General features: G+C 41.4%; 13 protein-coding genes. 4 read left to right on the forward strand and 9 right to left on the reverse strand.

Annotated elements, in window-relative coordinates; all coding sequences use genetic code 11:
• Positions 1-5 precede the first annotated feature (5 nt).
• The 7 genes from KZX55_RS02950 to KZX55_RS02980 all read right to left on the reverse strand — a co-directional run bounded on the left by KZX55_RS02950 (position 6) and on the right by KZX55_RS02980 (position 7,143).
• Entirely contained in the window at positions 6-2,480 is a 2,475-nt protein-coding gene (locus KZX55_RS02950; protein WP_432654199.1) for a bifunctional DnaQ family exonuclease/ATP-dependent helicase, read from the reverse strand.
• Positions 2,481-2,679: 199 nt separating this feature from the next.
• On the reverse strand, positions 2,680-3,531 hold the full coding sequence (locus KZX55_RS02955; protein ID WP_248023942.1) for an NAD(P)H-hydrate dehydratase: 852 nt from the start codon (positions 3,529-3,531) through the stop codon (positions 2,680-2,682).
• 56 nt (positions 3,532-3,587) lie between these two features.
• Entirely contained in the window at positions 3,588-4,361 is a 774-nt protein-coding gene (locus KZX55_RS02960) for an HAD hydrolase family protein (protein WP_248023944.1), read from the reverse strand.
• Positions 4,362-4,365: 4 nt separating this feature from the next.
• Positions 4,366-5,223, reverse strand: a complete 858-nt coding sequence (locus tag KZX55_RS02965; RefSeq protein WP_248023947.1) for a bifunctional methylenetetrahydrofolate dehydrogenase/methenyltetrahydrofolate cyclohydrolase — start codon at positions 5,221-5,223, stop codon at positions 4,366-4,368.
• Between the two features lie 148 nt (positions 5,224-5,371).
• Entirely contained in the window at positions 5,372-5,692 is a 321-nt protein-coding gene (locus KZX55_RS02970) for a TfoX/Sxy family protein (RefSeq protein ID WP_045617434.1), read from the reverse strand.
• Between the two features lie 33 nt (positions 5,693-5,725).
• A complete protein-coding gene (locus KZX55_RS02975; RefSeq protein ID WP_045617436.1) occupies positions 5,726-6,460 on the reverse strand; it encodes an amino acid ABC transporter ATP-binding protein in 735 nt (244 codons plus the stop codon).
• Positions 6,460-7,143: an amino acid ABC transporter permease gene (locus KZX55_RS02980; protein WP_001011622.1), complete on the reverse strand. Its 684-nt coding sequence runs from the start codon at positions 7,141-7,143 to the stop codon at positions 6,460-6,462. Before KZX55_RS02980 ends, KZX55_RS02975 begins: the two co-directional genes overlap by 1 nt.
• A 191-nt stretch (positions 7,144-7,334) precedes the next feature.
• Between KZX55_RS02980 and KZX55_RS02985 the strand changes: the two genes are divergently transcribed.
• Together KZX55_RS02985 and KZX55_RS02990 are read left to right on the forward strand one after the other, a co-directional pair.
• Entirely contained in the window at positions 7,335-7,565 is a 231-nt protein-coding gene (locus KZX55_RS02985) for a DUF1797 family protein (protein ID WP_000443577.1), read from the forward strand.
• A 237-nt stretch (positions 7,566-7,802) separates the two neighbouring features.
• Positions 7,803-10,064, forward strand: coding sequence for an ATP-dependent Clp protease ATP-binding subunit (locus KZX55_RS02990; RefSeq protein ID WP_248023950.1), 2,262 nt, complete (start codon positions 7,803-7,805; stop codon positions 10,062-10,064).
• A gap of 42 nt (positions 10,065-10,106) precedes the next feature.
• Here the strand turns inward: KZX55_RS02990 and KZX55_RS02995 are convergent, their stop codons facing one another.
• Together KZX55_RS02995 and KZX55_RS03000 are read right to left on the reverse strand one after the other, a co-directional pair.
• Positions 10,107-10,721: a GyrI-like domain-containing protein gene (locus tag KZX55_RS02995; RefSeq protein ID WP_248023967.1), complete on the reverse strand. Its 615-nt coding sequence runs from the start codon at positions 10,719-10,721 to the stop codon at positions 10,107-10,109.
• A 54-nt stretch (positions 10,722-10,775) separates the two neighbouring features.
• Entirely contained in the window at positions 10,776-11,678 is a 903-nt protein-coding gene (locus tag KZX55_RS03000; RefSeq protein WP_248023972.1) for a helix-turn-helix transcriptional regulator, read from the reverse strand.
• Positions 11,679-11,854: 176 nt separating this feature from the next.
• Here KZX55_RS03000 and KZX55_RS03005 point away from each other — a divergent pair, with 176 nt between their 5' ends.
• Positions 11,855-12,307 carry an NUDIX hydrolase gene (locus KZX55_RS03005; RefSeq protein ID WP_247941633.1) on the forward strand — a complete coding sequence of 151 codons (453 nt, stop codon included), beginning with the start codon at positions 11,855-11,857 and terminating at the stop codon, positions 12,305-12,307.
• 58 nt (positions 12,308-12,365) lie between these two features.
• A complete protein-coding gene (locus tag KZX55_RS03010; RefSeq protein ID WP_000767187.1) occupies positions 12,366-12,665 on the forward strand; it encodes a DUF1827 family protein in 300 nt (99 codons plus the stop codon).
• Positions 12,666-12,719 lie beyond the last annotated feature (54 nt).

Genomic DNA, 12,719 nt, shown 5'->3' on the forward strand with positions numbered 1-12,719 from the left:
ATTTTTTACCTTTTTTCTTTCATTCTATTGCGACGGGATTGGAGAAAATCAGCTACAGCAGGCTCTATCCGTTCTCTAGAAAGAACCTGAACAGCCCTTTCTTTTGACAAGGTCTGAGCGATTTGTTTGCCGTAACGCTTGCTGACAACACGACTGTCTAAGATTACAGCAACCGAACCTTGGTTGGGCCGTCTAACAGTACGACCCAGGGCTTGTTTTAGCCGAATGATAGTCATCGGCAACTGATAATCATAGAAAGGATTTTTTCCTTCTTGACGCAGTTCTTGGTTTAATTTTTTGGTTAAGGGTTCTTGGGGGTTTTGGAAAGGCAATCTCGGAATCACTTGAATCACGCAAGGATGGGTTGAAAAATCAACCCCTTCCCAGAAACTACCTGTTCCAAGCAAGATCTGACGTTCGCCTTTTTCAAAACGTTTTTTCAGTTGGCTTGGTTCCCCATTTTTATACTGAGCTAGATGCGGTTGGTCGAGCAGGTCTGAAACTGCCAGCAACATCTCTTTTGAGGTAAACAAGACCAGTATGGGTTTTTGAAAGGCTTGTAACCTTCGGATAACAGAAGCCACTTCACTAGCATAGTCAGCAGGCGAAACTTCTGTCACAAGAGGAAAATCATTGACTAGAAAGACTTCTTGTTGCTCCTGTTTTGCTACATCAAGCCTAACAAGTGGAGCATCCGGAAATCCCAATAAATCTGCTAAGGAAACCCGATTGCTGATTTCAAGAGTAGCCGATACTCCTAGGAGCCTGCAATCTTCTGGCAATAAGTCTGCTAGTATAAAGCGGCCTTTTTTACTTGAACAAATCAAGACATCCTTGCTCGATTTCTCTGCTGTAGCAAGCCAAAATTCACGGTCCGACATGAAAAAGTTTGCAATTTCTCGATACTCTGGTAGAGCTAACTCCGAGAAATGCTGGCGCAACTGTTCAAGAGAATCCAACCACTTTCCATTCTTAAGGCCTGACTGATAGTGCTCTATCAAGTATCGACATTCAAAGCCGATACTCTCAAGCAAGCGCTTCTGAACCAAATCTTCCTCTGTCTCCAAGGACTTATCAAGCTGGGTTACAAGTTCCTCAAGGCGATAAGCCTGCTGGGCTAGATTTTCAAGAGCTAGCAGCATTTTTTGAGCTTCATCCAAAATCACCAAACGGTTGTCAACAAACTCGGGATTGTCTTCCAAACGAGTGACCAGATAGGCATGATTGGTCAGAAGAACACGACTTGTCTTGGCCTTTTCCTGCCCTCGTTTCCAAAAATCCTCTGTAGCAAATAAACTTTTCTTTGAAAGCTTGCCATCGTGGAATAGTTCTGGCAGAAAATGCTGATAGCGATAAAGTTGCCCGATTTCGTCCAAGTCACCTGTCTCTGTCTCTGTTAGCCAGATAAGCAGTTGCATTTTAAATCGTGTGAAAAGGCGATTGGACTCTGATCGATAGAGAATTTGGTGAAAGGCATCCAATTTCAAGTAATTTTGAGGCCCCTTGAGACTATGAATTTCCAGATGGAAGACCTCTTTTAAGTGCTGACCTTCTTCTTGCATGATTTGATTTTGAAGAATTTTGGTCGGAACACTCACTAAGATACCTGCTTGACTCTCCAAGTTCAAAGCTGGGAGGAGATAACCATAAGTCTTGCCCAGTCCCGTTTGGGCTTGGATAAAGGAAGTCTGGTGTTCTTCCAATAATTGCTCAACCTTCTCCGCAAAATCCAGCTGCTGTGGACGCTCCTCCAACCCCAATAAAGAAGTGTTTTTAGCAAAGTCTTTGGATAACTTTCGTGGGACTAAGGCTTTGCTTTCCTTTCTGAGGAAAAGCCCATGAAGTTCCATCAAGTCTGGCGAAGACAAGAGAGATTGTTGCTGATAGACCTCCTCAATCACCAGATAACTTTCATAGAGAAGGTTGTCTGCAAGGTTTAATAAGCTTTCTAGGAGCCCTTTTGGTAACTCAAATAGTTTTTGACGCATGTAAAGCAAGAGTTCAGCTGTTGCTTGAGCATCTGACAGGGCAGTATGGGCATGTTCCAGCTCAATGCCCAACTCTTGACAAAGGATACCTAAGTTATACTTTTCAAACTGAGGATACAAAACTTGGGCAAGCTCAACTGTATCCACCCGTGGTGTACGCAATTCATATCCTTCAAAAAAGAGAAATTCTGCAAGAAGGTTAGCATCAAACTGTACATTGTGCGCAACAAAAATACCGTCCTTAACCAATTCAAAAATTTTTCCAGCCACCTGAGAAAATTCTGGTGCCACAGCCAAACGCTGATCGGTCAGACCCGTTAATTCTTTGATATGAGAATCCAAGGGTTCGTGAGGATTGACATCAGTCGCATACTGATCAATAATTTCACCATTCTCAATCACCACAATGCCTACTTGAATAATTTTTGCCTTGCTTCCGGTGCTGGTCGCCTCTAAATCAACGACCACATACCGATCATTTCTCGCATTCATCATTAAAAATTATATCAAAAAAAGCATGATTTGACACCCCTCAACTTTGATAACAATCTAGCTTTACTTGCGAGCTTGATTAAAAATCAAGACCTTAAAAGTGAGAATTTCTTGTAAGTTCAGCAGTTGATTGCTGGTTCTGAGGTATTTGAAAACCTTATTAACAAAGCTACATCAACATAAAAAGACAACCAGGGTATTAGCTGCCTTTTTGAGATATTTTTTTCATTGCTTTCGGAAGTAGCTTGCTAATTTCTGTTGGCAAGACAAGATAGTTTTCTTGAGCTAGTTCTTGCGCGATAGCTGAATGAAGGTAAGCCGCTACCACCACTCTCTCATAGAGACTGACTTGATGAAACTGACCTGTAAATCCTGCAATCATCCCAGCAAGAGTATCTCCCATTCCACCAGTTGCTTGATAGGGGCCTCCAACCTGTAACCGATAATATTCGGACTGACCAGCTTGCCAGATACGAGTTGCTGGACCCTTCTCGACTAGAATCGTCCCTTGAGGAAAAGCTGAAAGAGCACTAGCAGTCGTCTCTGTATTTTGATGGTCAAGAACTATACCAGACAATCTTTCCCATTCCTTTTGGTGGGGAGTTAGGATGACCTGACTAGAAGGAAATGGTAACTGTCCTTTTGCTAAGATGCCCAAAGCACCGCCGTCTGCAATCAAAATCTGGTCTTTTCTAAGGCTCTCACAGACCCGTTTTACGAGTTCTTCTCCGAATGCATCCTCTCGCAAACCCGGACCTAACAAGATAACTTCAGCCTTTTCCAACTGTTCTTTTAACAATTGCTGGTCTTGAAGAGAAAAAGCCATGGCCTCAGGTAAGTGGCTGTGCAGGGCTGGAATATTCTCCTTATCCGTGCCAACAGTCACCAAACCTGCCCCACTTTTAACTGCTGCAATGGCGGACATGATGATAGCTCCCCCATAGGGATAGGTTCCTCCCAGCAAGAGCAGGCGACCGTAATCTCCCTTATGGCTGTGACGACAACGTTCAATAATAACTTTTTCTAATAAAGCTTGATCAATCACTTTCATCGTTTTTTCCCTCTCACTCTATTATACTACAAAAGGAGGGGCAAACCTCCTTCTATCTATTTTCCCTTAAATTCCGCAAAGGTCTGTAAGATTTTAGCTGCTACTGCTGGAGAAGGAGCTCCTTTTAGCTCTAACGTGTCATCTGCATATGGACTAAGACCAGCAAAATCTCCTATCTGGACAGAATAGAGAGACGTTTTAAATAGTTCAATATCGTTTTGGTCATTTCCAAAAGCGATGAAGTTCTCCCCACATAATTTTTCAACAGTTGTCGCCTTATGAGTATCCAAGGGGTTGACATAAAGGCACTTTTCATGGGCATGATAGGAGAGATGAGCCTGTCCTAGTCTTTCTAGCTGACCAAGCAGATCATCAAGCAAATCCTCATGTTCACCCATATAGATGACTACCTTAATCGGAGTCCCTAAGTCCTCGAGTTTCTGATGTCGAGCTACCTTTAGGGGATCTACACTGGAGATAAATGGAATCTTTTCCACAATCTGACCGCTATAGTCAAAGCAATCATCTACAAAGAAAGGGAGATTATAAGTCTGGCAATAATCCACTAGCGCCTGATAAACTCTAGCATCGAGATTTCTTTCGAAGATAGCCTTTCCCAAATGATAGGCTACACCACCATTCAACCCTATGACCAAGCGCTGACTGAGTTCAGAACCTAATAAACCCAAACAATCCCGATAAGAGCGAGCTGAGGCAAACACAACCTCATGCCCGTAGTCTTCAGCCTTTAAAAGAACCTGCTGAATCTCCTCATCTATGGTCATGTAGTCAAAAGATAGTGTCCCATCCAGATCAAATACGAATTTCATCTTCCTAGTCCTTGTTTAGTGTTCGAAGCGCTGCCTGATAGGTTTGCTCCATCAGCATAGTAATGGTCATAGGACCAACTCCACCCGGTACAGGTGTGATGTGACTGGCAAGTGGTGCAACGGCATCATAATCAACATCTCCACAAAGCTTGCCGTTTTCATCTCGGTTCATCCCAACGTCAATGACAACCGCGCCAGGTTTGACAAAGTCTGGAGTCACAAACTTAGCGCGACCGATTGCAACCACAAGAATATCCGCCTTTGCAGCCACCTTGGCAAGATGATGGGTCCGTGAGTGGGTCAAGGTCACAGTCGCATTCTTGGCTAAAAGAAGCTGAGCCATCGGTTTTCCAACGATATTTGAACGACCGATAACAACCGCATTTTTACCTTCCAACTCAATCCCATACTCATGAAACATCTCCATAATTCCTGCTGGTGTTGAAGGAATCATAACTGGATGACCAGACCAGAGGCGACCCATGTTTAGAGGATGAAAACCATCCACGTCTTTTTCGGGGTCAATGGCTAATAAAACTGCCTCTTCATCAATATGTTTTGGCAAAGGTAACTGGACCAAAATCCCATGCCAAGCTGGATCTTGATTGTATTTGGAAATCAAGTTTAACAATTCCGCTTGGGTAATGGTCTCTGGAACTCGCACTACTTCACTACGGAAGCCAGCAGCAAGAGCTGACCGTTCCTTATTGCGAACGTAGACTTGGCTGGCAGGATTGTCCCCCACCAAAATCACTACCAACCCTGGAACTAGACCTGTTTCTTCTTTTAGTTTGGCCGTCTTTTCAGCCAACTGTCCTTGTAACTTAGCTGCAAGAGCCTTCCCATCAATAATCTGTGCCATATCTCTTCCCTTTTCTATCAGATATCTTCTATTATAGCAAAAAATACCTTGTCATTCTAACATTTCTTGACTAATAGACCTTATAGTCTGAAACTATAAGAAAAAGCCCTTATCGAGCTTTTATGCTTATTTATACTAAGTAAACTTGTCAGGCTTTCTTTTTGACTTTTGGAGCCGGTAAGACTTCATACATCTCCTTGATTAATCTCGTTAGACATGACTTATCTTCAATGTCTTCTATCAAAATCATCTCCTTAGCTCCTTCATAAGGACGTTCAAGCCTAGTCTGTCCCAGCTGATCCAAGACCAGCTTCACAGGCTTCAGTAACAGACGATTATCGTAGATTCCTCCAATAATCTTTCCACGATAATAAAGAATATACTCTCCCATAATTGGACGATAACTCATCTCCTCTAGCTCTGATAGCTGTTCGAGAATAAAATCTAAATATTCTTTACTGGAAGACATGATGCCTACTCCATTTCTTCTAAAAATGAGGTATTACAAAACCTTACTCAAAAATTCCTTGGTCCGTTGTTCTTTTGTTTGATCGAAAATCTCTTCTGGCGTACCATCTTCGACAACAACTCCATCCGCCATAAAGATGACACGGTCTGCTACCTCACGCGCAAAGCCCATTTCATGAGTCACAATCACCATGGTCATCCCTGATTTAGCGAGGTCTTGCATAACAGCTAGAACTTCTCCAACCATCTCAGGGTCTAGAGCTGAAGTTGGCTCATCAAAGAGCAAAACGTCTGGTTCCATAGCCAGTCCACGTGCAATAGCAATCCGTTGCTGCTGACCACCTGACAAACTCTGTGGATAGGCCGTTGCCTTATCTGGCAAGCCAACTTTTTCTAACAGTTCCTGTGCTCTTTTCTCCACAACTTCCTTGCTTTCACCTTTGGTTTTAATTGGTGACAAAGTGATATTTTCCATCACTGTCATATTGGGAAAGAGGTTGAATTGTTGGAATACCATGCCCATCTTTTCACGCATGGCAAAAAGGTCATTTTTCTTATCAGTGATATCAACTCCTTCAAAGATAACCTTACCTTTACTTGCTTCTTCAAGGAGATTCATCGAACGAAGGAGAGTTGACTTCCCACTCCCTGACGGACCGATAATGACCACAACTTCTCCTCGTTTAATCTCAAGGTTGATCCCTTTTAAAACTTCATTTTTCCCAAAAGACTTATGTAGTTCTTCAATTTTAATCAAGGTTTCTGTCATTATTTCTTGTCTCCTTGTCCAATATGTTTTTCAAATGCTTTCAACGCCACTGTCAAAACAGAGGTCATAATCAAATAGTAAAAGGCTGCAAATAAAAGGGGAGTCAACGGTAAATAAGTTGTTGTTGCTACTGTCGTTGCACCATTCCACAACTCCATCACCCCAATTGCAGACAAGAGGGAACTATCCTTGATAATGGTGATAAATTCATTTCCCAGAGCTGGAAGAATATTTTTGATAGCTTGTGGCAAAATAACATAACGCATGGCATTTTTCGGACGAATACCAAGAGAGTAAGCAGCCTCTAACTGACCTTTAGGAACCGCATTGATCCCTGCACGAACAGTTTCTGAAACGTAAGCTCCACTATTCATAGAAATAATCAGAATACCAGGAATCAAACGAGAAAGATCAACTCCTAAAATTCCCACTTGGATAGTCGGAGCATTGATATGCATAAGAGCAAAGGCAATCATAATCTGAACCATCATTGGCGTCCCACGGAAAATCCAAACATACACATTTGCAAACCAAACGAGCGGTTTGAAGCGTGAACGTTGGGCAAAGGCCAGTAACACACCTATAATAGTTCCTAAGCAGACAACAAGGATGGAAATCAATACGGTAATCAGAGCACCATAGTTAAAATATGGTAAATACTTTGGTAAAAAAGAAAAATTCATATTCAATCAACTTTCTATGTATTAGATTGTATGATTATAACATGAATTGAATTAAAATGCAATCCTTTTTCACCAATTTTAACAATTAACTTGATAGAATAGAGAAATAGAGAGAAATCACAGTTTTTTTCTAGTCAACTACCTCTTGTTTATGGTAAAATAGAAACGATAAGAAATGGAGGAGAATCATAATGGAATCACATTTGGTTAGAATCATCAACCGCCTAGAAGCAATGACAAAAGATGGTGGGAATCTAAAACGTAATTTTGAACGTGAAGGTGTTGTTGTCGCAGAAGTTGCATACAGCCACGACGAAGAAAACGGATCACTCTTCACCCTTCGCGATGTAGAAGCTCGTGAAACTTATACCTTTGATAGCATTGATTTGATTGCAATGGAGATCTACGAACTCCTTTACTAATATAAAAACAACGGGCAGTAAGGCCCGATGAATGAGAATCCTTTTTGTCACCACAAATGGGATTTTTTCTTACCTTCAATGTCGCTGGATTCTCCATAAATCCTTCTTTTAAAAACGACCACTTCCCAATCTTTTTACTTGCTTTACACCTTAATCATGCTATAATGAGAGTATAAAACTTTGACTATTCTTGACCTTTTTCTTAGGCCAAGTATACGAATGAAATGAGGTAGAGGTATGCTCTGTCAAAACTGTAAAATAAACGACTCAACAATTCATCTGTATACCAATATCAATGGACAGCAAAAGCAAATTGATCTTTGTCAAAACTGCTATAAAATTATCAAAACAGATCCAAATAATACCCTCTTTAAAGGAATGACTGACTTAAACAATCATGACTTTGATCCATTCGGCGACTTTTTCAATGACTTGAACAATTTCAAACCTTCTTCTAATAACGTCCCTCCAACTCAATCTGGTGGGGGATATGGAGGAAACGGTGGTTATGGACCTCAAAACCGCGGACCTGTTCAAACACCTCCTCCTAGCCAAGAAAGAGGACTCCTAGAGGAGTATGGTATCAACGTGACTGAAATAGCCCGTCGAGGAGATATTGACCCTGTTATCGGTCGAGATGAGGAGATTATCCGAGTTATCGAAATCCTCAACCGAAGAACCAAGAACAACCCTGTTCTTATCGGAGAACCTGGTGTCGGTAAAACAGCTGTTGTAGAAGGTCTAGCTCAGAAGATTGTCGATGGTGATGTTCCCCATAAACTCCAAGGCAAGCAGGTCATCCGTCTGGATGTGGTTAGCCTAGTTCAAGGAACAGGGATCCGAGGCCAATTTGAGGAACGTATGCAAAAACTCATGGAAGAAATTCGCAAACGCGAGGACATCATCCTCTTTATCGATGAAATCCATGAAATTGTTGGTGCAGGATCTGCTGGCGATGGCAATATGGATGCAGGAAATATCCTCAAACCTGCCCTTGCCCGTGGTGAATTGCAACTGGTCGGTGCCACTACTCTCAATGAATACCGTATCATTGAAAAAGACGCTGCCCTAGAGCGCCGTATGCAACCTGTCAAGGTAGATGAACCAACTGTCGAAGAAACCATTATCATCCTTAAAGGGGTTCAAAAGAAATACGAAGACTACCATCACGTAAAGTATACTGATGCTGCTATCGAAGCTGCTGCAAATCTTTCCAACCGCTATATCCAAGACCGTTTCTTGCCAGACAAGGCTATTGACCTATTGGACGAAGCTGGTTCTAAGATGAATCTGACACTGAACTTTGTTGATCCTAAAGTGATTGATCAGCGTTTAATTGAAGCTGAGAATCTCAAGGCTCAAGCTACTCGAGAGGAAGACTTTGAAAAGGCTGCCTATTTCCGCGATCAGATTGCCAAGTACAAGGAAATGCAGAAAAACAAGGTTACTGACCAAGATACTCCTATCATTAGCGAGAAAACCATTGAACATATCATTGAGCAGAAAACCAATATTCCTGTTGGAGAACTCAAAGAAAAAGAACAGTCTCAGCTTATCCATCTAGCAGACGACCTCAAAGCTCATGTCATTGGTCAAGATGAAGCTGTCGATAAGATTGCCAAAGCCATCCGTCGTAATCGTGTTGGACTTGGAACTCCTAACCGACCAATCGGAAGCTTCCTCTTTGTCGGACCAACTGGTGTCGGTAAAACAGAACTTTCCAAACAACTAGCCATTGAGCTCTTTGGTTCTGCTGACAGCATGATTCGCTTTGATATGAGTGAATACATGGAAAAACACAGTGTGGCTAAATTAGTCGGTGCCCCTCCAGGCTATGTAGGCTATGATGAAGCTGGTCAACTGACTGAAAAGGTTCGTCGCAATCCTTACTCACTCATCCTTCTCGATGAAGTTGAAAAAGCCCACCCAGATGTGATGCACATGTTCCTTCAAGTCTTGGATGATGGTCGTTTGACAGATGGGCAAGGACGTACAGTTAGCTTTAAGGATGCCATCATTATCATGACCTCAAATGCGGGTACTGGTAAGGCCGAAGCCAGCGTTGGTTTTGGAGCTGCTCGTGAAGGTCGAACCAACTCTGTTCTCGGTGAACTCGGTAACTTCTTTAGTCCAGAGTTTATGAACCGTTTTGATGGCATCATCGAATTTAAACCTCTCAGCAAGGACAACCTTCTCCAAATCGTTGAACTCATGCTAGCGGATGTCAACAAACGCCTCTCCAGCAACAATATCCACCTCGATGTGACAGACAAGGTCAAGGAAAAATTGGTTGACTTAGGTTATGATCCAAAAATGGGGGCACGCCCACTCCGCCGTACCATTCAAGACCATATTGAGGATGCCATCACTGACTACTACCTTGAAAATCCAAGTGAAAAAGACCTCAAGGCAGTTATGACAAGCAATGGCAAGATTCAAATCAAATCTGCCAAAAAAACTGAAAAAATCAAAGAGAATACTTCTGAAAGAGAAGATTAGAACTCGTAAAAAAGAACAGGAAATCTTGTTTCCTGTTCTTTTTTAATTCTCTTCTTGAACTTGATAGCGAAGAATTGTTTTTAATTTGCTTGGCTCCGTTCGATGAAGATTAGTGAGATAAATTTCTCGGTGGACTTCCGAAGTTCTTTTGAGCTTATGAAGTTGACAAAAATGCTCCATCTCTGCAAAAGTCTCATTTTCAGTATCAAAAGGTCCTACATGAAGCATAGCAAGGCTTGGGCCTTCTTCTATCTTTTCAAAACGAACAGCCTCATAGAGAGGATTTGGCTTCTTGATTTTCACCTCTTCCAAAGCTTTTTCAAATAGTTCTCTCGTAATAAAATCGGGTTGCCCAATCATAATGCTATAAGAAAGCTCACTTTTTACCAGTTCTCCCTCCTTCTCCTTTTTCCATACACCTTCTAAAGGAAAGACAGTAAAATCAGTGTAAACCTCATCCAGAGGAGCTTTTTTATACTTCATCTTTATCGCATAGGCTAAGGCATATAAGGCCCCTACGCGTTCTGAAAAATCTTCTTGATTTGGATCACCTTTACCATCAATCACGATATAGGATTGACCTGGTACCTGCAGGATGCTGGGTCTAGCCTTCACTTGATAAAGATCTTTCGCTTCTTTTCTCCATTCGTATTTCATTTGGTTCTTCTCCTTTCTGTCTCTAGTATAGCACCAAAACCCTGACATCTTTTGTCAAGGTTTGTAAAGTTTTTGGATTTTTTCTACTCTAGAAAGTAGTTCCTTCTTCACATAATCGGGTTCGAGTATTTCCACTCCATCTAAATAAGACAGGAGGTAAGTATACAGACTTTCATGCTCTGGTAGGACTGTCTTGACATAATAACATCCATCTTTCCCCAAGCTAATCTCATCTTCTGAAAAATCTTCATAAACCCGGAAAGCAAGCTTGGGGCTAAACTTCAAGGAAACTTCGATTTGATTTACCACTTGATCTGAACTATCGACGCAATCCAGCACATTTTTCTGCTTCATAGTTTTAATTGTTAGGTGATAATTCCTAATTCTGGATAATTTGAAAAAACGCCACTCTTCTTTCAAACAACAGTAGGCATAAAGATACCAATCTCTCTTTTTAAATATGAGTCTAAAGGGCTCGACTGTACGAATCGTTTTCTGACCATTCCCACCTAGATAAGTGATCACCAGTTGCCTTTTCTCTAGAATAGCATGTTTGATGTTATCAAATAATTCTTTTTGACCTTCTCGCTTTCTCCAGTCAGTCAAGTCTACTTCTATCCAAGGGCTGGTAGAAACTTGAAAAATAGATTCCAATTTTTCAAGTAACAGGTCTTGCCTATCATCGGTCAGGGCTTGAATTCCTTGCAAAGCTGACAGAAGTTCTAATTTTTCATCCTCCGATACGAGAGTACGATCCAGAACAAAGTCTTTCATTAAAAAGATTCCGCCCGCCTTTCCAGGTACTGAATATAGGGGAATCCCAGCCATACTCAACCGCTCAATATCGCGATAAATCGTTCGTACAGATACTTCAAATAATCGGGCTAATTCAGGAGCCGTTATGCTACCTTTTTCTAAAAGTAGATATAGGATACGAAATAGTCTTGATTCTGCCATAAAATCACCTCTCTTTTATTATACCAGTTAGAGGGCTAGGGTTGGAAAGTTTAACTAGACAAGTATTGATCAAGACAAAGTAGCTATTTCTGCACAAGTTCGTTGGTTTATTCTTGACAGCTAGCGCCTCGTCCATTATGATAATAATAAAGATACTACAGAATGAGGAAAATGCAATGGCAAACCCAACTTTTGGTGAAAAAAAAGAGAATGTGACTTACCAGCCTCGCTATGGCGTGTACGCAGTTATTCCGGATGCAGAAAAAAAACAAATCGTCTTAGTCCAAGCTCCCAATGGTGCTTGGTTCTTGCCAGGTGGAGAGATTGAAGCAGGCGAAGATCATCAAGAAGCACTGAAGAGAGAACTAATCGAAGAACTTGGCTTTACAGCTGAGATTGGAACCTATTATGGGCAAGCTGATGAGTATTTCTACTCTCGCCACCGTGATACCTACTACTACAATCCAGCTTATCTCTATGAAGCTATTTCTTTCAAAGAAGCACAAAAACCATTGGAAGATTTTAATCATATTGCTTGGTTTCCTATTGATGAAGCAATTGAAAAACTCAAACGTGGTAGCCATAAATGGGGAATTGAAGCTTGGAAAATCCAGCATAGAATTGGCTAAAATACACGATTTTATCCAAAAAGTGCTATAATAGAGTTAGAAAATCGGAGGAACTGTTATGAAGCTTATCAACACGACTAATTCACACTCGCAACTTGTTAAAAACCAATTAGAAAGTACTGACGCAACTCTTGTCGAGGTCTATTCGGCCGGAAATACAGATGTGGTTTTCACACAAGCCCCGCTTCACTATGAAATCCTCATTTCCAACAAACACCGTGCTATTCGTGAACCCGAAATTGAAACCATCCAAGACTTCTTCTTGAAACGTAAAATCGACAAGGGAAGCATCGATGAAGCCAATATCAAAACCCTCTATTCGGATAAATTGATTGAGATTTCAATCCCTATAAAATAAGAAGACCAACTTAAAAGCTGGTCTTCACTTACAAAAAAGATTGGTAGTTGTGTA

Origin of the sequence: Streptococcus halitosis (assembly GCF_023147855.1) — a bacterium.
In the GTDB taxonomy this organism is placed as follows: domain Bacteria; phylum Bacillota; class Bacilli; order Lactobacillales; family Streptococcaceae; genus Streptococcus; species Streptococcus halitosis_B.